This is a genomic window from Actinoplanes sp. NPDC049599 (assembly GCF_044465625.1).
Taxonomy (GTDB): domain Bacteria; phylum Actinomycetota; class Actinomycetes; order Mycobacteriales; family Micromonosporaceae; genus Actinoplanes.
In genome coordinates this window covers 63134-86759 of the sequence record NZ_JBITLX010000014.1, presented here as the reverse complement: position 1 = coordinate 86759, position 23626 = coordinate 63134, and the positions used below count along the sequence as shown (strand labels likewise).

Below are 23626 nucleotides of genomic sequence, written 5' to 3'. Positions count from 1 at the left end.
CAGGACCCGAGCGTTGACCCGGAGTTGGCTGGTATTCGCCGCGGTCGTCGTGACCGCGCTGCCCGCCGCTTCACCCGCTGTCGCCGCCGTACCGGTGAAAGCGGGCCCGCTGCCGCACGCCGTCGGCGGTTACGTACCCAGCTCGTTCCGCACGCCGGCCAGGGCCCAGGCCTCCGCCAGCGAGGTGCTGCCGGCGAGCGTCGACCTGCGCCAGTACGCGCCCTCCCCCGGTGACCAGGGGCAGATCGGCGCGTGCGTGGCGTGGACGATCGCGTACAGCATCATGGGCTACTACGCGAACCGGACCGGCGGGGTCGGCGCGCCGTACGCCCCGCTCTACCTCTACATGCGCAACGTCGCACCGGGCGGCGCGCCCTCCGCCGGCCTGAACCCGGACTACGTGCTGGCCAACGCGCAGACCGCGGGCGTCGACACCCAGGACGACTACTGGCAGGGCACCACCAACTGGCAGACCCCGCCGAACCAGGCGCAGATCACCAACGCGAGGAACTACCGGGTCGCCGGCTGGAGCCGGCTGTTCAACGGCCCCAACCAGGGTGCGCCGGCGCAGACCGCGATCATGCAGACGCTGGCCTCGGGCAGCCCGGTCGCACTCGGCATCCCGGTCTTCCGCGACTTCATGTACCTGCGCAGCCACAGCCTCTACACCACGGTCAGCGGCACCAGCCTGGGCGGCCACATGATCGCCGCGTACGGCTACGACGCCCAGGGTGTCTACATCCGCAACTCGTGGGGCGGCGGCTGGGGCAACGGCGGCGACGCCAAGCTCTCCTGGGGTTTCATCACCCGGGCGGCCACCGGCGGCTACGCCGTGAACGGAATCAGCACCCCCGCCTCCCCGATCCCGATGGCACCGACCGTGGGCGCGCTGTCCACCGTGAAGGCGCCGCCCGGCGCGTCGGTGACCATCACCGGCGCCGGCCTGTCCACCGCCACCGCGGTCAGCTTCGGCGGCGACGCGGCCACCTTCACCCCGCAGACCGTCAACGGGCTGACCAAGCTGGTCGCGGTCGCCCCGGCGCACGCGACCGGCCTGGTGGACGTCACCGTCACCAACCCGAGCGGCACCAGCCTGCCGAGCGCCACCAGCAAGTTCACCTACCTGCCACCGGTGCCCGGCATCACCACGCTGAGCCCGGAGACGGTCACCGTGCTCGGCGGCACCCGGGTGACCTTGACCGGCACCGGGCTGACCGGCCTCAGCTCCGTCAAGCTCGGCACCACGACCGTGGCCGCCAAGGTGCTCAGCCCGACCACGCTGACGTTCGTGGCCCCGGCCCGGACCGCCGCCGGCCCGGTCACGGTCACCGTCTCGAACGCCTCGGGCACCAGCACGCCCGCCGGGCAACTCAGCTACGTCAACCCGCCGGCGCCGGTGATCACCTCGATGACGCCGAACACCGGGCCCACGTACAAGGGCACGCCCGTGGTCGTCCAGGGCACCGACTTCGCCGGGGTCACCCGGGTGCTGGTCGGCGAGAAGGCGGCGGCGTTCACCCGGATCTCCGGCACCCAGCTCCGGGTGACCGTCCCGATCGGCGCCGCCGGGCAGCACGCCCTGCGGATCGTCACCCCGGGCGGCACCAGCGCCGTCGACTCGGCCAGCACGTTCACCGCGGTGGCGCCGCTCGCCCCGGTGGTCACCTCGATCGTCCCGGCCGCCGGGCTCACCTTCGTCCGTACCCCGGTCGTGGTGACCGGGGAGAACTTCACCGACTCGACCCGGCTGACCGTGGACGGGGTGGCGGTGTCGTACACCAGGGTCTCCGCGACCCAGGTGAAGGTGCTCCTGCCGGCGCACCTGGCCGGCCCGGTGGACCTGCAGCTCACCACCCCCGGCGGCCGGTCGGCGACCGGGGTGGACGCCCGGTTCACCTACACCGCCCCGCCGGTCCCGGTGGTCACCGGGCTCAGCGTGCCGGTGGCGACCATCAAGGTCAGCACCTCGCTGACCATCACCGGCACCGGCTTCACCGGGGCCAGCAGGGTGTTCGTGGGCGGCACGGCGCTGGCCTTCACCAGGGTGTCCGACACCCAGCTCAGGCTGCTGGTGCCGGCCCGGGCCACCGCCGGATCCGCCCCGGTCACGGTGGTCACCCCGGGCGGCACCAGCCAGCCGACGTCGTTCGCCTTCGTCGCGGCCGGCTCCCGCATCGCGCTGACCGGCCCGACCTGGTGAGGCGGTGCGGCCGGAGCCGCTGACCGTCGCCCCGCCGGTGACACCGCTGGGCAGACTGGTGGCATGACGCTGACCAGCCGGGTGGCGACACCCGAAGATCTGCCGCGGCTCCGGCCGCTGATCGACGCCGCGATCGGGGAACTCCAGCAGGGGTTCCTCGATCCGGCGCAGATCGCCGCCAGCCGCTCGATCATGGGGCTGGACACCCAGCTCATCAACGACGGCACGTACTTCGTGGTGGAGTCCGGCGGTGCGCTCGCCGGCTGCGGCGGCTGGAGCCGGCGGGCCACCCTCTACGGCGGCGACCACTCCGGCGGCCGGGACCCGGCGCTGCTCGACCCCGCCCGGGACCCGGCCAAGGTACGGGCGATGTACACCCACCCCGGCTTCGCCCGGCGCGGGGTCGGGCGGCTGGTCCTCAACCGGTGCGAGGCCGCGGCCGCCGCCGAGGGCTTCACCACGCTGGAGCTCATGGGCACGCTGGCGGGGCGGCCGCTGTACGAGGCCGCCGGCTTCGTCGTCGTCGAGCACCTGACGGAGACGGCCGGCGGTGTCGGCGTACCGCTGGTCCGGATGCGCAAGCATTTGCCTTGACGCCGGTGGCAAGGCCTACCGTGCGAGGCGGACCAACGAACGAGGTGAGCCGGATGTTGATCGGGGAGCTGGCCGAACGGGCCGGCACGAGCACCCGCACGCTGCGCTACTACGAGCAGCACGGGCTGGTCGAGCCGCAGCGGGACGCCAACGGCTACCGCCGCTACGACGAGGCCGAGCTGCGGGTCGTGCACGAGATCCGGGCGCTGCTGGCCGTCGGGTTCGGGCTCGACGACATCCGGCCGTTCGTGGCCTGCCTGCGGGCCGGCAACGCCACCGGGCACGTCTGCCCGGATTCCGTGGCGGTGCTGCGCCGCAAGCTCGCCGAGGTCGAGACCTACCTGGAGCAGCTCGCCGGCGTCCGTGACCGGTTGCGCGGGCAGCTCGCCCAGGCCATCGAGGAACGGGAGAGCCGATGCCCACGGATGCGCTGACCACCGTCACCGACGACACCTTCGCCGAGCTGGTGCTCGGCAACCCGCTGCCGATCGTGGTGGACTTCTGGGCCGAGTGGTGCCCGCCCTGCCGGCCGGTCGCCCGGACGCTGGCCGAGCTGGCCGGCGAGTTCACCGGCAAGCTGGTGATCGCGCAGCTGAACGCGGACGAGAACCCGGTCGCCACCCGCGACTACCGGGTGCTGTCGATGCCCACGCTGCTGTTCTTCCGGAACGGTGTGGTGGTGCACTCGCTGGTGGGCGCCCGGCCCAAGGCGCACCTGCGCGCGGCCTTGGCCGGGGGCTTCGAGACGTACGCCAACCGCTAGTTCGAGCCGATGCCCTTGTCCATCACCTTGGCCGAGACCTTGAGGGTCTTGTGCTTCTGGGCGCCGCCACCGACCGTGTAGATCGCGTACGTGTGGGTCTCGAACGAGCCGACCTCGCCGCCGCAGGAGAACATGAACTCCTGGGTGCCCTCCCGGTCGACCGGGCCGTACGTGCCCGGCGTGCCGGTCGGGTCGTCGACCGACAGCGCGGCCGAGTCGGCGCCGGCGACCTTCCACTTGATGATCAGCGGGACGGCCTCGGCGCGGCGGACCGCCGTACCCTCGGCGCACTTGGGCTTCTGCACCACCTCGAACGACACGACGCGCGGGCCGCGCGGCTTCGGCGCGTGCGTCGTCGGCGTGGGCCACGGCGTTGCGGTGCCCGGGTGCTTCGGCTTCTTCGTGGTCGCGGTGGACGTGCCGGCCGGCGCCTCGGCGGCGTCGTCGTCCGCTTCCGGCTCGCCGAGGCCGGCGGAGACGGCGGTGGTGGTGTCCGGGCTCGAGGTGGTGCCGACCGCGCCGCAGCCGGTCAGGCCGAGCAGAGCGGTGCCGGCGAGGACGAGGACGGTGGGGTGGAGCTTCATGGCGGGCCTCCGGGCCTGTCGTGACACCCGAACCGGGCGTGCCACTCACAGTAGGAAACCGGTGATCGCCGGTAATCCCGGAAACGTGCCGTCACGTCGGTCGGTGAGGTCCGTGGCCCGAATCTCTCAGGCCGGGCCCCGGCGCGGCGATGAGGTCTCCTGATCGGTGGCCCTCCCGGCCCCGATGCGGGAGAGGGGCGCGGCATGACCGGCACCAGCCTCGCCGAGCAGCGCCCGGCCGACCCGGCCGTCGTGCAGGTCGGCGTCCTGCTCGACCTGGCCGAGGAGTACCGGCTGGTGGGCGACTACCGGGCCGGCTCCGGCGTGGCCCGGCAGGCCGCGACGCTCGCCGCCGCCTCGGGCCATCCCGCCGGTCAGGCCCGGGCGCTGCACTCGCTGGCCAACCAGCTGCTGCGCCTCGGTCACCAGGAGGAGGCCGTCACCGCCTGCCGCGAGGCGGTCGCCGCGCTGGAGAGCATCGGCGACAAGGCCGGCATCTGCGAGGTGCTGACGCTGCAGGCGATGCCGCTCAACGAGCTGGGCATGCACGAGGAGGCGCTCGACGTGCTGGCCCGCGGCCGTGGCCTCGCCCAGCGGCTCGGCGACCGCGACCTGCTCTACTGGGTGCACAACCGCACCGGGGTCGTGCACGGCAGCATGGGCAACCGCGAGCTGAGCACCGAATACCTGATGCGCGCGCTCACCATGGTCGACGGCATGGACGCCGAGGCCCGGTTCTGCATCCTCAACAACGTCGGCGACAACGCGGTCTACCAGGTGGCCCGGCTGCGGGCCGAGGGTGACCCGGGCCGCGCCGAGGAGACCCTGCGCGGGGCGCTCGGCCTGGTCGACGAGGCGCTGGGGCTGGCCCGGGCGGCCGGCAACCCGTTCCGGGAGTCGATCTGCCTGGACAACTACGGGATGCTGCTGGCCCTCGCCGGCGACTTCACCGAGGCCGCCCGGCTGATCGACGACTCCCGGGCGATCGCCGTCATCCACGGCTACCGGTCGCTGGAGTCCGCCGCGTGGCAGCACCAGGCACACGTACGGCTCATGCGGGGCGAGTGCGCCGCCGCGGTCGAGGGGCTGCTGGTGGCGCTGGACCGGGCCGTCGACGCCGGCGAGAAGCCGATGGCCATGGAGATCCACCGGGAGCTGTCGGACGCGTACGAGCAGCTCGGTGACTTCGCCGCGGCGCTCGGGCACTACCGCTCGTTCCACACCCTGGAACGGGAGGCGCACAACCAGGTCGCCGCCGCCCGGGCCCGGATGGCGGTGCACGGCTTCGAGCTGGACAACGCCCGGCTGGAGACAAACAACGCCCGGCTCGAGGCGGAGCTGCACCGGGTCCGCAGCGCCGAGCTGGAGGCGGCCAACCTCAGCTGGCAGCGGCAGGCGTCCGAGGACGCGCTGACCGGCCTGCCGAACCGGCGCTGCGCCGAGCTGCGGCTGCCCGAGCTGGCCGCCCAGGCCGGCCCGCTGTGTGTCGCGATCGCCGATGTCGACCTGTTCAAGGGGGTCAACGACCGCTTCGGCCACTTCGTCGGCGACGAGGTGCTGCGGCAGATCGCCGCCGTCCTGCGCGACACCGTCCGCGACAACGACCTGGTCGCCCGGTTCGGCGGCGAGGAATTCCTGATCGCGCTCGACGGTCTCGGCCTGGCCGACGCCCAGGCCCGCTGCGAGCTGCTCCGCGCCCAGGTGGCCGGCTACCCGTGGGACCGGCTGCAGCCCGGCCTGGCGGTGACGATCAGCCTGGGCGTGGCCGTGGTGCCCGCCGGCGGCGACCTGACCGCCGCGCTGACCCTGGCCGACCAGCGCCTCTACGACGCCAAGCACCGCGGCCGCAACCGGGTCGAGGCCGGTTCCGCCGCGGCCTGATCACCGTGCCCGCCGTCGGGGTCCGGGACGCGGTGGGCTCGGCGGCCGACTTGTGTCTCCCACTGGGGGAGACAGCAGGCTGGGCCCATGGAACTCCTCTCGATCGGGGAACTGGCCAGGCGAACCGGCCTGACGGTCAAAACCGTCAGGCACTACGCGGACCGCGGCATCGTGCCACCCGAGGGCCGCAGCCCGGCGGGCCACCGCCGCTGGTCGGCCACCGCGGTGGCCCGCCTGGACCTGGTACGCACGCTGCGCGACCTGGGCCTGGACCTGACCACGATCCGCCGCGTCCTGCACCGCGAAACCACCCTGGCCGAGGTCACCACCGCCCACGCCGAAGCCCTGGACGTCCAGATCCGCACCCTGCGCCTGCGCCGAGCGGTGCTGACGGCGGCATCCCGGCACGGCGCAACCCAGCAGGAACTCCAGCGCATGCACAACCTGGCCGGCCTCTCAGCCCGGGAACGCGACGCCCTGATCGACGACTTCCTCGACCAGACCTTCGACGGCCTGGACGGCTTCGAAGGCATCGCCAGATCACTCACCCCGGAACTGCCCGACGAACCAGACACCACGCAGCTCGAAGCATGGCTCGAACTGGCCGCACTGAGCCGCAACCCGTCCTTCCGAACCGTGATGCGCCTGCTCGCCGAGCAGCACGCAGCCCTCCGCGACCCGACCACGCTGCGCCGAGACCCGATCGCCACGGTCCGGGACAAGGCAGAACCGGCGCTGACAGCCGGAATCAACCCGAGATCACCAGCGGCGGAATCGATCGTGAGGGCGGTGCTGGCGAGGTACCCGGACCAGGAAGGACTGACGGCACAGCTGGAAACGGCCGGCGACCCCCGCCACGAGCGCTACCGCGAACTGCTCTCAGCGGTGAACGGCTGGCCATCCCCGGAACGGCTGGGCCCGGTGACCAACTGGTTCCTGACTGCACTGCGATCCGGCCGCCCAGCCACGCCCTCACAACCCGATCAACCCGAGTGAAACCACCGCGTCACCAGGCAGCCCTCCGTGCCTCAGCCGGCCGACGGGCCAGCAGGCCGACGGGCCGACGGGCCGACGGGCCAGCAGGCCAGCGGACCAGCGGGCCAGCGGACCAGCAGGCCGGCGGGCCGACGGGCCAGCAGGCCGGCGGGCCGACGGGCCAGCAGGCCGACGGGCCGACGGGCCAGCAGGCCGGCGGGCCGACGGGCCAGCAGGCCGACGGGCCAGCAGGCCGACGGGCCAGCAGGCCGACGGGCCGACGGGCCAGCAGGCCAGCGGACCAGCGGACCAGCGGACCAGCGGACCAGCGGACCAGCAGGCCAGCAGGCCAGCGGACCAGCGGGCCAGCAGGCCAGCGGACCAGCGGGCCAGCAGGCCAGCGGACCAGCGGGCCAGCAGGCCGACGGGCCAGCAGGCCGACGGGCCAGCAGGCCGACGGGCCAGCAGGCCAGCAGGCCAGCAGGCCAGCAGGCCAGCAGGCCAGCAGGCCAGCAGGCCGACGGGCCGACGGGCCGACGGGCCAGCAGGCCAGCGGGCCAGCAGGCCGGTGGGTCAGCGGGTCAGCGGGTCAGCGGGTCAGCGGGTCAGCCCAGCTGAGAACGGCGGTGCCCTCATCCTGCGGGCTGCGCGTCGACCACGACCGCATCCGGATATGTCGGCATGGATGCAGCCTGCGTCAGTCAGAATGCATTTGCAGATGCCGTGAGTAAATGATGCCCAGCGCTGAGGGTAAAGGACACGCCTTTCGGGTCGGTGAAGATCACTTGTGCCCCTATCGGGCATCCATGCTCGTTTTCGAAGGAAATACCATCGCCATGTCGCGGGGTTCCGCGAATGGCGAGTAATACGACTCCGAGCGTGCTCCCCCGCAGCGACAGCTTGCAGCCATGTCCCCTGGCGCCGGTGATCGTCGGAGGACGATCGCGGCTGCCGGAGCGAGGACGACCCCGACGGCCGGACCGGCAACGACTCCGACGGCCGACCCGAAGACGACCCCGACAACCCGAGCCGCGACAAGACCAACGGCCGAACCACGGACGACCCCGACAACCCGACCGGCAACAACCCCGACAGCCGATCCGAAAGCGACCCCCACGAACCGAGCAGCGACGAGACCGAAGGCCAGACCACAGACGATCCCGGCGACCGGACCGCCAACGACTCCGACGGACGACCCGAAGACGACCCCGACAACCCGAGCCGCGACAAGACCAACGGCCGGACCGTGGACGATCCCGACGGTTGGGCTGACGGCTCCGATGGCCGGTCCGGAGGCGGTCCCGACGAATCGAGCGACGGTGAGAGCGACGGTGAGAGCGACGGTGAGAGCGACGGTGAGAGCGACGGCCGGGCCGGTGGTGGCGACTGTGATGCCGCGCCCCGGCTCGGAGCCACGTCGGCCCGCGGCGGCGGCGTCGACCGGACCGGGGGTTGTGGCGGTCGGGAACCGTCCGGTCTGTTTCGCACGCGGTGGAGGCGTTCTGCGTGGCGGCGGGCCAGGCCCCAATTGCGGTGGCGCTGATGGTCGCGGCGGAATGCCTCGCACTCGGGTGAGTAATTGCGCGATCTGGTCCGGTCGCGCATGACCGCCAACTCGGCCGAGGTGAACAATTGGAGCTGCCGCATGGATCCATCTTCCCGCGGCCCACCGACAATTTTCGGCCCCGGCCCCGCAGGCGATCATGCCATTTCTGGAGTCGCCGTTGGAGTCCGCCAGTTTCTGCGGACCGAGCGCACGAGCCGGTCGGTGCGTGCCCGCCCAGGACCACGACGAGGCCCGGATCGGCTTCCTGACACTCGCGCGCGTATCAACCAGGCCCGCGCCGGGTTCTGGTTGCTTGGATGCGGCCGAGGGGGACGTGTCCTCGCCGCCCGCCCCTCCCCGGGGCGGGCGGCGACTCCCGCGAACGAACGGCGAGGAACGGCAAGGAACGGCAAGGAACGGCGAGGAACGGCGAGAGCCGGAGACCCGACCCCCAAGACGCGCCTTGCGGGCCACTCTGCGTCACCCCGGAGGCACCCTGCGTCCGTGACTGTGGGTGACCGCCGGGCGTCTGCCATCATGGCCGGATGGTTGTGAACCGGGTCGTTCGGGCGGTCGTTGCCTTGTGTGCCGTCGCTGCCTTTGGCGGGTGTTCGTCGGACGACTCGCCGGATTCCGATGGCACCGTTGTCAGCGTTGATGTCATGCGGAATGCCCTGCTCAAGGCCGCCGAGGTGGGGCCGACCTGGAAGGCGCCCGCCGAGTCGGCCGCGCCCAACCAGCTGGTCAGCATCTGTGGGGCCGACACCGCGCCGGCCGGTATTCCGGGTAGTCCGCAGCTTGTCTCGGCGCCGTTGTCCGACGAGGGCACCGAGGGGGTGCAGAGCCTCACCCAGTACGCGCTCGTCTACGAGGATGCCGTTTCCGCCGCGACCGCGCTCGCCACCCTGCGTGCCGTTGCCGATGCCTGTCCGGCCAGTGTGTCGCGGCCCGCGAAGACCGGTGACCGGGAGGAGCCCGCGTACACCGAGACCGCGCGGACCGCGCCGCTGGAGGAGGGTGGTTGGATAGGGTTTGTCACCACTCGCAACAAGCAGTACGACAAGGCGCACCCCGCCACCGCCGATGTCGCTGTGGCCGCGCTGGCCCGGGGCAACGTCGTGCTGGTCGACCAGTACGCGATCTACCGGCTCGGCAAGTCCGAGGTGAGCGCCAACCCGCAGTTCGCCGCCGACTGGGCCAAGCTCGTCGGCACCACCATCAAGCGGGTTGGCGGGCAGTAGCGGTCAGCGGGCGCGGCCCTCCCGCAGCAGCGCCACCGACTTCGCCACCCGGCGGGTGCGGGTCTCCGCCGTTCTCGCGCCGGTGACCTGCAGGACGTGCCAGCTCTTGGCGCTGTACGACAGGCCGTCCCAGAACGCCTGCGCGGCCGGTTCCGCGGCGAGCGCCGCCGCGAGATCCGCCGGGGTTTCCACCTCGCGGACCGCCGTGTCCAGCTCGACCTGCACGTCGAGCTGGTCGCCCGCCGCGATGCCGGCGGCCGCCCGGCGTTCCGCGCTGACGCCCAGCCAGTGTTCGCCGCCCATCCGGGCGATCGAGCTGCGCCACGTGACGCCGTTGATCGTCACCACCACCTTGGGCCGGCCGCCGCCGCCGAGTTCGGCCACCAGCTTGTTGTCGACCAGGAAGCCGGTGGTGTTGCCGCCGGTCGCCCGCAGCTCCGCGTGAAACCTCATGACCAGGGAATCTACCGCTCAGCGGGCCGGCTCGAGATCTCGTTCCGGCTCGGCCACGACCGGTTCGTCGGGCACCCGGGCCAGCCGGCCCGGCCACCACATCCGCCGGCCGATGTCCAGGTTGAGGGCGGTCACCAGCACCGAGCGGACGACCAGGGTGTCCAGCAGCACGCCGAACGCGACCGCGAAGCCGATCTCCGCGAACGCCACCAGCGGCAGGCTGCCGAGCGCGGCGAACGTGCCCGCGAGCACCACCCCGGCGGAGGTGATCACGCCGCCGGTCGCGGCGAGGCCGATCAGCGCGCCCCGCCGGGTGCCGTGCACCTGGGCCTCCTCGCGGACCCGGGTCATCAGGAAGATGTTGTAGTCGATGCCGAGCGCGACCAGGAACACGAAGACGTACAGCGGGAACGAGGTGTCCGCGCCCTTGAAGCCGAAGACGTGGCGGAAGACCAGCGCGCTGACGCCCAGCGCCGCGGCGAAGGACAGCACCACGGTGGCGATCAGCAGCAGCGGGGCGACGATCGCGCGCAGCAGCAGCGCGAGGATCACCAGCACCACCAGCAGGACCAGCGGGATGATCAGCCGGTTGTCGTGGTCGTTGGCCTCGTTGATGTCCAGCGTCATCGCGGTCAGGCCGCCGACCTGCGCGTCGCCGACCGGGTGCACGGTGGCGCGGAGCCGCTTGATGGTGGCCATCGCCGCGTCGCTGTCCGGCGGGTCGCTGAGCACGCCCTCGATCAGCGCCCGGTCGCCGCGGATGACGGGCTCGGCCGCGGAGCTGATGCCGGGCGTGCCGGCGACCGCCGAGCGGATCTGCGCGGCCGCGCCGGCCTGGCCGATCACCACCACCGGCTGACCCTGGCCGGCCGGGAAGTGCCGGGCCAGCGCCGCCTCGCCGCGCACCGAGGCCGGCTTGCTGACGAACTGGTCGGCCTGGCTCAGGCCGTTCGCGTCGAGCTGGAACAGGCCCGCCGCCATGGCCGCGAGCACGGCGACCGTGGTGATCCAGACGAACCGGGGCCGGCGGGCGATCCGGTTGCCGAGCCGCGCGTAGATGCCGGTGGCGGTGGGATCGGCGCTGCCCTCGGCCGGGCGGACCGGCCAGAACAGCCAGCGGCCGAAGATGACCAGCAGGGCCGGCAGCAGGGTGATCATCGCGGTCAGCCCGACCGCCACGCCGATCGCGGCGACCGGGCCGAGGCCGCTGGTCGAGTTGAGCTCGGCGAGGGTCAGGCAGGACATGCCGACGGCGACCGTGGCGGCGCTGGCGATGATCGCCGGGCCGGCCCGGTGCAGCGCGAGCGCCATCGCCTCGTGCCGGTCGTGGTGCCGGCGCAGCTCCTCGCGGTAGCGGGCGACCAGCAGCAGCGCGTAGTCGGTGCCGGCGCCGAAGACGAGCACGGTCAGGATGCCCGCGCTCTGCGCGTTCACCACCAGCCCGGCGTGCTTCGCCAGCAGGTAGATGACCGCCTGGGAGGCGGTCAGCGCGACCCCGGCGGTCGCGATGGGCAACAGCCAGAGGACCGGACTCCGGTACGTGATCAGCAGGATGATCGCCACGATCGCGAGCGTCGTGTAGAGCAGCGTGCTGTCGATGCCCTCGAACGCCTCGGCGCTGTCCGCGGCGGCCGCCGCCGGTCCCGCGTACCGGATCGACAGCCCGCCGGTCCCGGCGCCGGTGACGTCCTGGAGCTCGGCCACCACGTCGACGATCTTCTGCCAGCCGTCCTGATCGATCCGGATCGGGACCAGGGTCTGCAGGGCCTCGCCGTCCTGCGCCGGCAGCGGACCGGTGACCTCGCCGGCGACGCCCTCGACCCGGCCCAGCGCGGCAATGTCCTGAGTGGCCTTGGCGGTGTCGGCCGGGGTGATGCCGCTGCGGCGTTCGTAGACGATGACCGCGGGCGCGATGTCGTCGGCCTGGAAGGCGGCCTGCAGTTCGGAGACCTTGGTGGCCTCGGCGTCGCCGGGCAGCCAGGCGGCGTTGTCGTTCTGCTGCACGTCGGTCAGCTTCCCGGCCATCGGCGCGGCGATGACGAGCACCACCACCCAGAGGGCCAGCACCACCCACTTGCTCCAGCGTCCACAGACCAGCTTGGCCATCACGTCACCCCCGTGGAGTCCTGCCCGGAGCCTAGGACCGCCGGACCTGCCGGAAAAGCCGAAGACCGACAGGTCAGGGATTTCTCCGGGGCGAGATCGGCTGATCGGCCCATGGGTATATCGGTTTCCCGGCCGGTCCGGGATCCCTAACCTGATCACGAACATCGCGACCAGAGGGGAGACCGCCGTGCGCTACCGCACCGCCGTCGTCGTGCCCTCGTCGCTCTTCGAGCTGATCCTCGTGTCCGCCGTGCCCAGCCCCGGCTGCGCCGCCGGTGCTGGACGTTCCTGACCGCTCGCTCTGTGCCGCGGTCGGGCAGGCGCCCGTCCGAAGTACGGCTCGATCGAAGGATCACCACCATGCGTGTCCGCAATCTCGGCATCCTGGCGCACGTTGATGCCGGCAAGACCACCCTGACCGAACGGATCCTCTACGTCACCGGCGCCACCTACAAACGGGGCGAGGTGCACACCGGGACGACCGTCACCGACTTCGACCCGCAGGAGCGTGACCGTGGCATCACCATCTTCGCGGCCGCCGTCAGCTGCGACTGGGCCGGCCACCGGCTGAACCTGATCGACACCCCGGGGCACGTGGACTTCGCCGACGAGGTCGAGCGCTCCCTGCGGGTGCTCGACGGCGCGGTCGCGGTCTTCGACGCCGTCGCCGGGGTGGAGCCGCAGAGCGAGTCCGTGTGGCGCCAGGCCGACCGGTACGGCGTACCGCGCATCGCGTTCGTCAACAAGCTGGACCGGCCGGGCGCGGACCTGGACACCGCGGTGGCCTCGATCCGGGACCGGCTGGGCGTGCCACCGCTGGTGGTGCAGCTGCCGATCGGCCGCGAGGGTGACTTCACCGGCGTGGTCGACCTGCTCCGGATGCGGGCGCTGACCTGGGTCGACGGGATGCTGACCGAGCGCGCGGCCACGGATCCGGCGGCGCGGGCGGCCCGGCAGCGGCTCGAGGAGGCGGTGGCCGAGCTGCACCCCGACGTGCTGGAGGAACTCGGCGCCGTCTCGCAGGACACGCTGCGCCGGGCGCTGCGGGAGCTCACGCTCTCCGGCGCCGGGGTGGTCGTGCTGTGCGGGGCGGCGTACCGGGACCGGGGCGTCGAGCCGCTGCTGGACGCGGTGGTCGACTTCCTGCCGGCGCCCGGCGGGGACGCGGCGGGCAGCCTGGCGGCGCTGGTGTTCAAAGTGCACACCGCGCCCACCGGACGGCTCACCTATCTGCGGATCTACGACGGCACGCTGGGCAAGGGGGACGTCGTGTGGGACGCGGGCGCGGGCCGCGCCGAGCGGGTGGGCCGGATCCTGCGGGTGCAGGCCGACCGGCACACCGAGGTCGACCGGGCGGTGGCCGGTGACATCGTCGCCGTGGTCGGCGTCAAGGCGGCGCGGACCGGCACGACACTGAGCACCCGGGCGGCGCCGGTGCTGCTCGAGGCGCCGGCCACCGCCGAGCCGGTGGTCTCCGTGGCGATCGAGGCGAAGCGGTCCGCCGACACCCAGCGGCTGGCCGGGGCGCTGGCCGGGCTGGTGGAGGAGGACCCGTCGCTGGCCCTGCGCGCCGATCCCGAGACCGGGCAGACCCTGCTGTCCGGCCTGGGCGAGCTGCACCTGGAGGTGGCGGTGGAGAAGCTGCGGCTGGCCACCGGGCTCGCGGTGACCGTGGGACGGCCGCAGGCGGCGTACCGGGAGACCGTCGTGCGCGGGGTGTCCGGCCTGCTCTACCGGCACGTCAAGCAGGACGGCGGCGCCGGGCAGTTCGCCCACGTGGTGCTCGACGTGGCGCCGCTGCCGGGCGACGGCTTCGAGTTCCGGTCCACCGTGACCGGCGGGCGGGTGCCGCGCGAGTACCTCCGCGCGGTTGAGGCCGGCTGCCGGGACGCGCTCGCGGCCGGTCCGCTGGGCGGGCACCGGGTCGTCGGCGTACGGGTCACCGTCACCGACGGCGCGACCCACCCGAAGGACTCCTCGGAGCTGGCGTTCCGCACGGCGGGCCGGCTGGGTCTGCGGGCGGCGCTGCGGGCCGCGACGATGACCCTGCTCGAACCGGTCGTGGAGGTGACCGTCGCCGCGCCGGAGGAGGCGCTGGGCGCGGTGCTCGGCGACCTGGCCGCCCGCCGCGGCCAGGTGACCGGCTCGACGGGCCGGGCGGTGACCGCGGTGGTGCCGCTGGCCGAGCTGTTCGGCTACGTGACGCAGCTGCGCAGCCGGACGCACGGGCGCGGCACCTGCACCACCCGGCCGGCGGGTTACCAACCGGCGGCGTAGGTGGGCTGAGCACGGGCCCAGGGCGCATGCTCCGGGCCCGTCGCTGCTAGAGCCGGTCCTGGCCGGAGGATGTGTGCAGCCAGCCGCAGTCCGAGCAGACATCGAAGCCGCGGAACTGGGCGAGCCGGCGCCGGCCGCAGACCGGGCACACCACCCGGAACGTCTCGTGGTGGCCGGCGCCGCAGTGCGCCGGGGAGGCCACGGTGAAGAAGAGCCGGCGCAGCCAGTACCCGTCGCCTGCGTCGACCGCCACCACCCCGGACCGGCGCCGCACGTCGACCCGGGCCAGCAGCCGGGTGGTGGCGCCCGGGTGCGGCACGGCGAGCAGCAGCGGCGCCACGTCGGTGGGCTTGACCGTCTCGATCCCGGAGATGATCCGGGCGCTGTCGCGTATCCCTTCCGCGCCGAAGCCGCCGTTCGGCCCGACCGGCAGGTCCACGCACCAGCCGGGCCGCGGCCCGAAGTCGGACTGGCCGAGCCGGGTGCGCAGCACCGTCCAGAGGCCGAGGTGCTCGGAGCCGATCAGGCCGATCTTCACGTCGGCGGCACGGCCGTCGTTGAGCCCGAGCAGCACCGGGCCCCACTTGGCGACCCGGCCGGCGGCGGCGACCGCGGGGCCGAGGCTCGGATACAGCGTGCCGGCGACGCCCTCGACGAAGCGCCACAGCACGCCGCGGAGGGCACCGGCGATCTCGTCGAAGCGGGCGTCCGCCCAGCCGGTGATCCGGCTGGGCGCCCAGCGGGCGGCGAGCTGCCGCGGCGGGCTCTGCTCGGGCGGCGCGAACCAGCGTCGGGTCTCGCTCGGGAAGTCACGAGGGCCGCGGCGCATTGATACATGCTGTCACTGTGCGGCTACGGTGAACACCCCCGGCAGGCCCCGGCCGCCGCCGGAAAGCCGCCCTGGAGATCCGCTCGTAGAGTGGCCGCATGCATCCCGATCCCGCGCTGCTCACGGCCGCTGAGCAGCAGGCATACCGCTTGCTCGTGCGGCTCGCCGGCGCCGGCCCGGCGCAGCTCGCCGGGCTCGCGGGCACGTCCGTGCCGCAGGCCGCCGCGGTCCTGGAATCGTTGCGCGGCAAGGGACTCGTCACGCCCGGGCCGACCTTTCACCCGCTGCCGCCGGACGTCGCGCTGGGTGACACCCTGCTGCGCCAGCAACAGGCGCTGGAGTCGGCACGGCAGGTGGTGGCGGCGCTGAGCGAGGACTACCGCAGCACCAACCGGCGGCGCAGCGCCGAGCACCTGGTCGAGATCGTGGTCGGCGCGCAGGCCCTGCGGCAGCGGCTGCGCGAGATGCAGGACAGCGCCCGCGAGGAGATCCTCTGGTTCTGCCGGGCCAACCCGATCGCCATGCCGGGCCCGGAGAACGCCGAGGAGGGCTCGGCGCTGGCCCGCGGCGTGCGATACCGGGCCATCTACGAGCGGGAGCTGCTGGAGAAGCCGGGCGAGCTGGCCAGCATCGTGGAGTCGATCGCCGCCGGCGAGGAGTCGCGGACGCTGCCCGCGCTGCCCGTACGGCTGGCGATCGCCGACCGCGCCCTGGCCATCTGCCCGCTGGTGCCCGACGAGTCCCGCGGGGTGGGTGAGCCCACCGCCGCGCTGATCCGCCCGAGCGAGCTGCTCGACGCGCTGGTGGCGCTCTTCGAGAGCTACTGGGAACGGGCCACGCCGGTGCTGGCCGCGGCGCCGGGCGCGGAGTTGCCGCCGGCCGAGGTGCTGCTGCTGTCGCTGTTCGTCTCCGGGATGCCGGACAAGTCCATCGCCACCCATCTCGGGATCAGCAAACGCACCGTGCAGCGCCGGCTGGACCGGCTGATGACGCTGGCCGGCGTGGACACCCGCACCGGCTTGGCGTTCCAGGCGGCCCGCCGGGGCTGGCTCGCGGCCCCGGCGGACCTGGCCGGTCAGCCGCGGCCGTAGGCGCGGATCACCGTCTGCGTCACGGTGTTGCCGGCCCGGTCCCGCGCGGTGACCCGCAGGGAGACCGGGGTACGCCCGCCCGGGATCCAGGCCGCGGTGCCCACCGTGACCGCCCGCCGCCAGCTCGCGCCGTCGTCGGCCGACACCTCCACCGTCAGGTCACTGAGCTTCGCCGAGAAGCCCAGCCCCAGCAGGTGCGGCCCGGCCGTCCGGGGCGCGTCGTAGCTGACGTGCAGCAGCGGCAGCGTCCCGTCGGCGCCCGAGCGGAACGTCCACTCGGTCGCGGTCCGGGTGCCGTAGAGCCAGTCCTCGCCGCCGCGCTCGGTGGTGAGCCGCAGCTTGTACCCGGCCGTGCCCTTGCTGGTGGTCACGTTCTGCCAGGCGTTCGGCAGCTGGGCGAGCACCTTGCCGTCGCGCCACAGCGTCGCCGCGACCGGATCGGCGGCGCCCGCCTCGTAGTGCCCGTCGCGGTCCACGAACTCGGCGACCCGCAGCTTCAGCACGTCACCGGCGCGGGTCGACGCGATGCCGGCGGGCGCGGCCGGCCGGACCACCGGCGCGGCCCAGCTCTCCCGTTCCCGGCCGGCGCGGTAGCTCCGCGGCGGCTCGACGAACCCACCCTGCAACTGCCCGAAGCTGCTCCACGGATACAGGTTGTGCACCCGGTGCTGCCACACCGAGTCGCCGGCCGACACCCACTCCTCGCGGGTCGACGGTGTCCGCACCGCGCGGGACGTGTCGTTCCATGAATACGTCTGCCAGGGGCGCCATCCGAATCGCTGCTCCTTCACCCAGTCGAAACCGCCGTTGTCGGCGTAACTCGTCGTGATCCGCCGGCTGTTGGCGGTGGTCACCCGGTGCACGACCCGCTCGGGGATGCGGTCCTTGGACACCTGGATGACGTCGTACAGGTACGGGCTCGACCTGGTCAGCGTCAGGTCGACGGTGGCGCCCGGCCGGGCCGCGCGGGCCAGCAGCCGCTGCCCGTCGTCGTACGCGACCGCCAGCGAGATCACCGGCAGCTGCTCCGCGTCCGGCGCGAAGACCGTCCACGCGGACCGGTCCGCGGGCCGCACCAGCAGCGCCGCCGCCGCGCCGGCTCGCGCCGCCGCGTCGATCTGCGCCAGCTCGTCCTCCTCGGTCGCCGGGATCAGCACGGCCTTTCCGCGTACGGACCCAGTGCCCCAGATGGTCAGCGGGAAACGCCGGCTCCCGGAGTACGCGGGCGAGTTGCCGAACAGGTTGAGGTCCAGCGGGCCGCCGACCCCGGGCACCTGGGCCTGCACCATCGGCGCGACGAGCTGCCAGCGGGAGGAGAACTCGAAGCTGCCCGTGCTGACCTTCCTCGACGGCAGCACGTTGACCTGTTCGATCGTGCTGAAGTGCATGACGCCGTGCGCGATGCTGCGGCCGGTGCCGGTGACCCGGTGCACGTAGTAGCTGAGCACCGCCTGCTGCTCGGCCGGCTTCGGCGTCTCGATCCGGATCGGCGTGCCCTTGCGGGCGTCGATCAGCACCTCGATGTCCCGGTCGACCCGCAGCTCGGGGATGGCGGCGTAGGTTGCCTGCTCGTCCAGCGGCGCGCCGTCCTCCAGCAACGCGTCGAGCAGGTAGGTGCCCTCCTGGACCTCGTACGAGCCGCCCTCGGGGCCGAAGTACGAGAGCACGTCGAAGCGGGCGTCGTCGCCGTGGATGGTGAGGGCGGGGACGAAGGCGGGCGTACCGCTGCGGTCGACGGCCTTGACCGTGACGGTGTGCCGCGGGCCGTCCAGGGTCGCGCCGATCGCGGTCGTCACGACCGTGACGCCGGAGGTGGCTTTGAGCCAGCCGCTGATCCGGCCCTGGTCCTGCTTCGCGAAGTCGACGGCGAGCACCACGGAGGCGCTGCCGCCGGCCGGGACCGTGACGCCGGCCCGGTCGGTGGTGAAGCCGGTGGGCGCGGACAGGGCCAGGGTCACCGGCGTGCTGCCCGCGTTGGTGTAGGTGACCGTCCGGGTGGCGGCGCTCGGGGTCTCGCCGACGGTGTGCCGGCCGAAGTCGGCGACCGGGGTGCCGGTCACCTGCTGGGTGGTGGCGCGAGCCAGGTCGACGCGGCCGGCGCCCTGGGCGTACACGGACTGGTCCGCGGCCGTGCGGGCCGTGCTGACCAGTGCCTCCTTGAGCCTCGTGCCGGTCCAGTCCGGGTGCTGCTGGGCCAGCAGGGCGGCCGCGCCGGCGACGTGCGGCGTCGCCATCGAGGTGCCGGAGGCCGCGGTGTACCTGTCGTCGACCGGCTCGCCCATGGTCGTGCCGGCCGCGCGGGCCGCCACGATGCCGACGCCCGGCGCGGTGATCTCGGGCTTGAGGCCCAGGTCGCCGAGGCGGGGGCCGCGGCTGGAGAAGTCGGCCAGCCCGTCGTTGCGGTCGACCGCGCCGACGGTCAGCGCGCTCGGGGCGGCGCCGGGGGTGCCCACTGTGGAGTCGGCGCCCTCGTTGCCGGCCGCGACCACGAACAGGGTCCCGCTGGCGGCGCTGATCTCGTCGACGGCGACGCTCATCGGGTCGGTGCCGTCGGTCGCGGAGCCGCCGAGGCTCAGGTTGACGACCTTGGCGCCCTCGGCCACGGCCCACTGCATGCCCTGGATGATCTCCGACTCGTAGCCGGAGCCGCTGTCGTCGAGCACCTTGCCGATCAGCAGCTGCGCGCCGTACGCGACGCCCTTGCGGGTGCCGCCGGCGGCGGCGCCGCTGCCCGCGACCGTGGCGGCCACGTGGGTGCCGTGGCCGAAGCGGTCGGCGGTGTCCTCGCTGCCGCTGAAGTTGCGGGCCGCGGCGATCCGGCCGGCCAGGTCGGGGTGGCCGGCGTCGACGCCGGTGTCCAGCACGGCGACCTTGACGCCCCGGCCGTCGAACCCGGCCTGCCAGGCGGCGGGGGCGCCGATCTGCGCGGTGCTGCGGTCCAGCACCGGCCGCACCTTGCCGTCCAGCCAGATCCGGGTCGCGCCGGCCGTGCGCGCGGCCCCGCCCTGGGTCTGCCAGAAGCTCGCCAGGGTGTTCTTGGCCGGCCGGATCGCGGTGGCGTTGATGCTGGTCAGGGCGCGCGCGTCGGCGGTGCGCAACGCGGCGCCACCCTGGACGATGAGCGGCAGGGCCGGCGCGGCGGCGTCGCCGTAGCCGTCGGCCAGCAGCCGCTCGACGTCGAACAGGTCGGCGTCGAGGCGGCCGGCGTCGACCAGCGGGATCGCGTCGCTGGGCAGCACCCGCAGGCCGCCGTCGGTCTCCAGGGTGTGGAACGTGACGCCCTGGCGGCCGGGGGCGGGACGCACCGTGGCGGCGTACCGCTGACCGACCTTGGTGAGCGCGACCGTGTCCCCGGTGATCAGGGTGATGGTCGCGGCCTCGGCTCCGCTTCCGGGCGCCGCCGGCGCGGGGCCGGTCGCCGCGGCCGGGCCGGGTATCGCGGTGGCTCCGATCAGGACGCCGACCAGCAGACGACTCAGCATGAGGACTCCTTCGCAGCGTGGTTCGCTGCACGCATCATGGAGTCCGGATCTTCACCGCCGGGTTACCTCGGGCTGCCGCAGAGCGGACATGGCGCGATGTGGACAGGCGTCAATCCGCGTCGGCGGGGCCGGCCAGCCCGGCCTGCTCGTCGCGCTCGGCCCAGCGCAGCAGCGGGCCCAGGTCGAAGGCCGTGTCGTCGATGCCCGCGTGCAGGTCGCCCAGCTTCGCGAACCGCGCGGGCACGGTCTGCAGGGTGAACTCGTCGGGCTCGACGGTGTCCACCTCGTCCCAGCGGATCGGCGTGGAGACCGTGCCCCGCTGGTTGCCCCGCACCGAGTACGCGCTGGCGATCGTGTGGTCCCGGGCGTTCTGGTTGTAGTCGACGAACAGCTTGGCCGGGTCGCGGTCCTTGCGCCACCAGGTGGTCGTCACCTCCGGCGAGCGCCGCTCCACCTCACGGGCGAACGCCAGCGCCGCCCGCCGGACGTCGCCGAAGCCGTGCTCGGGCGCGATCCGGACGTAGATGTGCAGGCCCCGGCCGCCGGAGGTCTTCGGATAGCCGGTGATGCCCAGCTCGCCGAGCACCTCGTGGGCCACGTGCGCGACCCGGCGCACGGTGTCGAAGCCGCACTCCGGCATCGGGTCCAGGTCGATCCGCCACTCGTCCGGCTTCTCGGTGTCCGCGCGCCGGGAATTCCACGGGTGGAACTCGACCGTCGACATCTGCACCGCCCAGATGACCTCGCCGAGCTGGGTCACGCACAGCTCGTCGGCGTGCCGGTTGTACCGCGGGAACGTCACGCGGACCGTCGACAGCCAGGGCGGGGCGCCGTGCGGCACCCGCTTCTGGTGCACCTTCTCCCCCGCCAGCCCGTCCGGGAAGCGGTGCAGCATGCACGGCCGCTCGCGCAGCGCCCGGACGATGCCGTCACCCACGCTCAGGTAGTAGTTGACCAGGTCGAGCTTGGTCAGGCCCAGCTCCGGGAAGTACACCCGGTCCGGGTTCGAGACGCGGACGGTGTGCTCCCCGGTGTCGACCTCGATCGCGGGTGACTTGGTGGCCATGGGGTCAACCTAGCCGCTGGCGTGGCTAGTCGGCGCGGTGCCGGCCGACACGGGCCGGTTCACGTTGCTCCGGTACGCCGAACGCGCGCCTGCCGCCGCCGAGGTGCTTGACCGCGTACATGGCGTGGTCGGCGGCGCGCAGGGCCTGGTCCGGGTCGTCGCTGGTGGTGGCGAGGTGCACGCCCACGCTGGCGCCGATGGTGATCTCGGCGCCGAACACCTGGAACGGGCGCTCCACCGCGATCCGCACCCGGGCGCTCATCGTGTCGGCGTCGGCCTGCGCGGTGACCCCGGGCATCAGCACGACGAACTCGTCGCCGCCCACCCGGGCCAGCACGTCGTCCTCGCGGACGCAGGCGCTGAGCCGCGCGGCCACCTGGCGCAGCAGCTCGTCGCCGGCCTCGTGCCCGTGCGCGTCGTTGACCGGCTTGAACCCGTCCAGGTCGACGAAGAGCACGGCCACCGCGTCGTCGCGCAGCGAGCTGCCCAGCGCGTCCTGCATCCGGCGCCGGTTCGGCAGGCCGGTCAGCGCGTCGTGGGTGGCCTCGTGGTGCAGGCGCTCCTGGAACGCGCGGTTCTCCGAGATGTCGCGGGCGTTGATGACGATGCCGGTCAGGGCCGGGTTCTGCATCTGGTTGGAGGCGGTGAACTCGAACCAGGTGGCCTTGCCGGCCCGGTTGAGGATCCGGGTCTGCAGGCGCAGCACCCCGTCGCGCTCGGTGAGCAGCCGGCCGAAGGCCTGCTGCATCTGCGGGCGGTCCTCCGGGTGCACCAGCTCGAAGACGCTCGAGCCCTGCAGCGAGCCGGCCGGGAAGTGCAGCACGGACGCCGCGCTGGGGCTGGAGTACGCGACCCGGCCCTCGGCGTCGAGCACCGCCACCATGTCCGGGGCGTGCAGGAACAGCGCCTGGAACCGCTCGTCCGCCCGGCGCCGCTGGACCTGGGTGCGGTAGCCGAGGATGGAGATGCCGACGGCCCCGATCAGGAGCATGGCCAGCAGCGTCACGTTGATGGTCTGGCTGCGGCTGTGCACCGCGCCGTCGAACGAGGCCAGCGTCTGGGTGCGGACGTACGCCCACCCGCCCGGCATCGTCTCGTTCTTGACGATGATGGACATCATCTTGGTGTCGCCGGAGCGGTACTCGACGAACACGGAGCCGTTGGTGAGCTTGGCGGCGGCGGCGACCACCGCGGGGTCGAACACCGTGCCGATCCGGGTCTCGTCGCTGGCGAAGCCGACCCGCCCGGCGGTGTCGATGACCGTGGTGAGGTGCGCCGCGGACTTGAGCCGCGCGGTGTACGCCTGCAGATTCGTGTCGGCGACCTTGTTGAAGCCGATCAGCAACGCCGTGGTGGTGCCGTTGACCTTGATCGGCACCGCGAAGGCCTCCACCGCGACAACCGTGCCCCCGGCGTCCTTGACCTGCATCACGCTGGAGAGACCGAGCTTGCCGGCCAGCAGCAGCGAGCGCATCGGCTGGTAGCCGGGATCGGTGGACAGCGGCAGCGGGTTGGCCCGGGAGGAGTTCAGCACGGTGCCGTTGAGCGCGGTGATCGACGCGCCGTACGGGAAGGAGGGGGACTTCGCGACAAAGGAGTCCAGGGCCTCAAGGTCGTTGACGTAGCCGACCCCGAGGTTGAACGGGTAGCTGTCGGCGAAGGCCTTGAGCTCTTTGGCGGAGAGCAGCTGCATCTGCCCGGCGAGGGTGGCGTTGTTGACGGCGAGCGCCACGGAGTCGGAGCGGTGCACGGTGTCGGCGGCGCGCAGCGCCGACCGGTTCACCACCACACCCACGATGCCCACCGCCACCAGCAGCATGACGCTGACCACGACGGCGAGCCAGTTGCGCAACCGCATCTGATTGCCTCCTCGCCGGGAAAGATCGGGCGAGGGCCGGGTGAGCTGAACGAAATCGCCCGCAACTTGCGGTCGGGGCCGGGCCCTCAACGGCGCCAGGGCGGCGGCGTGCCGTGCAGCCACCACTGCAGGGCCCTGGTGACCTGCGGCAGCACCAGGTACGTCATCAGCGGCGTCAGGCACACCGTGGTCACCAGCGTGCGCACCAGCACGTGCTGCCCGGCCAGCAGATGCCCGAGTGTGACCGCCGCCAGCAGGCTGACCGGGAAGAAGCCCAGCCAGATGATCACCGCCTGCTTCCACCGCGGCGGCGGCGCGGGCGCCCCGGCCAGGTCGTCGATCTGGTGCTCCTGGGGCGGGTCGAACCAGCCCTCGATGCCGGTGCGCCGTTCCATCCGGGTGTGCTCGACCATGCCCTGCGCCGACGAGAGCCACCACTGCCGCTGCGGCGACTCCTCCCAGGCGTGCAGCGCCGCGGCGTCGGCGAAGCGGTAGAGCATGTGCCACTCGGTCGAGCCGAGCACCGGCCGCACCCAGCCCACCCCGAGGAAGCCCGGGAAGTCCTCGGCCAGCGTGGCGCCGGCCCGGACCCAGGCCAGCATCTCGGCGTTGCGCGACGGATCGGCCCGGCGGGTGATCGCGACGGTCACGGCGAGCGAGGGGGTGGCGGTCTGCATACC

At 73.1% G+C, this 23626-nt stretch carries 17 protein-coding genes; 9 read left to right on the top strand and 8 right to left on the bottom strand.

What is annotated here, in order from left to right; genetic code table 11:
• Window positions 1–13: 13 nt before the first annotated feature.
• From ACIBQZ_RS24075 to ACIBQZ_RS24060, 4 genes are all read left to right on the top strand, one after another.
• The gene (locus tag ACIBQZ_RS24075; RefSeq protein WP_396091010.1) at window positions 14–2200 is read left to right on the top strand and encodes an IPT/TIG domain-containing protein; all 2187 of its coding nucleotides are present in this window, start codon (window positions 14–16) and stop codon (window positions 2198–2200) included.
• 63 nt (window positions 2201–2263) lie between these two features.
• The gene (locus ACIBQZ_RS24070; RefSeq protein WP_396091009.1) at window positions 2264–2794 is read left to right on the top strand and encodes a GNAT family N-acetyltransferase; all 531 of its coding nucleotides are present in this window, start codon (window positions 2264–2266) and stop codon (window positions 2792–2794) included.
• Between the two features lie 53 nt (window positions 2795–2847).
• Entirely contained in the window at window positions 2848–3228 is a 381-nt protein-coding gene (locus ACIBQZ_RS24065) for a MerR family transcriptional regulator (protein ID WP_396091008.1), read from the top strand.
• Window positions 3210–3557 (top strand): thioredoxin family protein, encoded by a 348-nt coding sequence (locus ACIBQZ_RS24060; RefSeq protein ID WP_396091007.1) that lies wholly within the window; start codon window positions 3210–3212, stop codon window positions 3555–3557. The genes ACIBQZ_RS24065 and ACIBQZ_RS24060 overlap by 19 nt, the downstream gene beginning before the upstream one ends.
• Here ACIBQZ_RS24060 and ACIBQZ_RS24055 read toward each other — a convergent pair.
• The gene (locus tag ACIBQZ_RS24055; protein WP_396091006.1) at window positions 3554–4141 is read right to left on the bottom strand and encodes a hypothetical protein; all 588 of its coding nucleotides are present in this window, start codon (window positions 4139–4141) and stop codon (window positions 3554–3556) included. The two genes, ACIBQZ_RS24060 and ACIBQZ_RS24055, sit on opposite strands and share 4 nt — an antisense overlap.
• A 204-nt stretch (window positions 4142–4345) precedes the next feature.
• Here ACIBQZ_RS24055 and ACIBQZ_RS24050 point away from each other — a divergent pair, with 204 nt between their 5' ends.
• The 3 genes from ACIBQZ_RS24050 to ACIBQZ_RS24040 all read left to right on the top strand — a co-directional run bounded on the left by ACIBQZ_RS24050 (window position 4346) and on the right by ACIBQZ_RS24040 (window position 9784).
• Window positions 4346–6022, top strand: coding sequence for a diguanylate cyclase (locus tag ACIBQZ_RS24050; protein WP_396091005.1), 1677 nt, complete (start codon window positions 4346–4348; stop codon window positions 6020–6022).
• A gap of 87 nt (window positions 6023–6109) precedes the next feature.
• A complete protein-coding gene (locus ACIBQZ_RS24045; RefSeq protein ID WP_396091004.1) occupies window positions 6110–7018 on the top strand; it encodes a MerR family transcriptional regulator in 909 nt (302 codons plus the stop codon).
• 2187 nt (window positions 7019–9205) lie between these two features.
• Complete coding sequence (locus tag ACIBQZ_RS24040) at window positions 9206–9784, top strand: hypothetical protein (RefSeq protein ID WP_396091003.1); 579 nt, start codon at window positions 9206–9208, stop codon at window positions 9782–9784.
• Between the two features lie 3 nt (window positions 9785–9787).
• On the opposite strand, the gene ACIBQZ_RS24035 is transcribed toward ACIBQZ_RS24040, so the two are convergent.
• Complete coding sequence (locus ACIBQZ_RS24035; RefSeq protein WP_396091002.1) at window positions 9788–10237, bottom strand: YdeI/OmpD-associated family protein; 450 nt, start codon at window positions 10235–10237, stop codon at window positions 9788–9790.
• An 18-nt stretch (window positions 10238–10255) separates the two neighbouring features.
• The gene (locus ACIBQZ_RS24030) at window positions 10256–12343 is read right to left on the bottom strand and encodes an MMPL family transporter (protein ID WP_396091001.1); all 2088 of its coding nucleotides are present in this window, start codon (window positions 12341–12343) and stop codon (window positions 10256–10258) included.
• A 360-nt stretch (window positions 12344–12703) separates the two neighbouring features.
• Here ACIBQZ_RS24030 and fusA point away from each other — a divergent pair, with 360 nt between their 5' ends.
• Window positions 12704–14620 carry an elongation factor G gene (gene fusA, locus ACIBQZ_RS24025; RefSeq protein WP_396091000.1) on the top strand — a complete coding sequence of 639 codons (1917 nt, stop codon included), beginning with the start codon at window positions 12704–12706 and terminating at the stop codon, window positions 14618–14620.
• A 46-nt stretch (window positions 14621–14666) separates the two neighbouring features.
• Here fusA and ACIBQZ_RS24020 read toward each other — a convergent pair whose 3' ends face one another.
• Window positions 14667–15449, bottom strand: coding sequence for a hypothetical protein (locus tag ACIBQZ_RS24020; protein WP_396090999.1), 783 nt, complete (start codon window positions 15447–15449; stop codon window positions 14667–14669).
• Window positions 15450–15547: 98 nt separating this feature from the next.
• On the opposite strand from ACIBQZ_RS24020, the gene ACIBQZ_RS24015 reads away from it, so the two are divergent.
• Window positions 15548–16540 (top strand): helix-turn-helix domain-containing protein, encoded by a 993-nt coding sequence (locus tag ACIBQZ_RS24015; RefSeq protein ID WP_396090998.1) that lies wholly within the window; start codon window positions 15548–15550, stop codon window positions 16538–16540.
• Here ACIBQZ_RS24015 and ACIBQZ_RS24010 read toward each other — a convergent pair.
• The 4 genes from ACIBQZ_RS24010 to ACIBQZ_RS23995 all read right to left on the bottom strand — a co-directional run bounded on the left by ACIBQZ_RS24010 (window position 16525) and on the right by ACIBQZ_RS23995 (window position 23623).
• Entirely contained in the window at window positions 16525–20022 is a 3498-nt protein-coding gene (locus ACIBQZ_RS24010; protein WP_396090997.1) for a S8 family peptidase, read from the bottom strand. The two genes, ACIBQZ_RS24015 and ACIBQZ_RS24010, sit on opposite strands and share 16 nt — an antisense overlap.
• Before the next feature lie 109 nt (window positions 20023–20131).
• A complete protein-coding gene (gene ligD / locus ACIBQZ_RS24005) occupies window positions 20132–21088 on the bottom strand; it encodes a non-homologous end-joining DNA ligase (RefSeq protein WP_396090996.1) in 957 nt (318 codons plus the stop codon).
• A 25-nt stretch (window positions 21089–21113) separates the two neighbouring features.
• Window positions 21114–22946, bottom strand: coding sequence for a diguanylate cyclase domain-containing protein (locus ACIBQZ_RS24000; protein ID WP_396090995.1), 1833 nt, complete (start codon window positions 22944–22946; stop codon window positions 21114–21116).
• Between the two features lie 86 nt (window positions 22947–23032).
• On the bottom strand, window positions 23033–23623 hold the full coding sequence (locus ACIBQZ_RS23995; protein ID WP_396090994.1) for an antibiotic biosynthesis monooxygenase: 591 nt from the start codon (window positions 23621–23623) through the stop codon (window positions 23033–23035).
• Window positions 23624–23626: the final 3 nt, after the last annotated feature.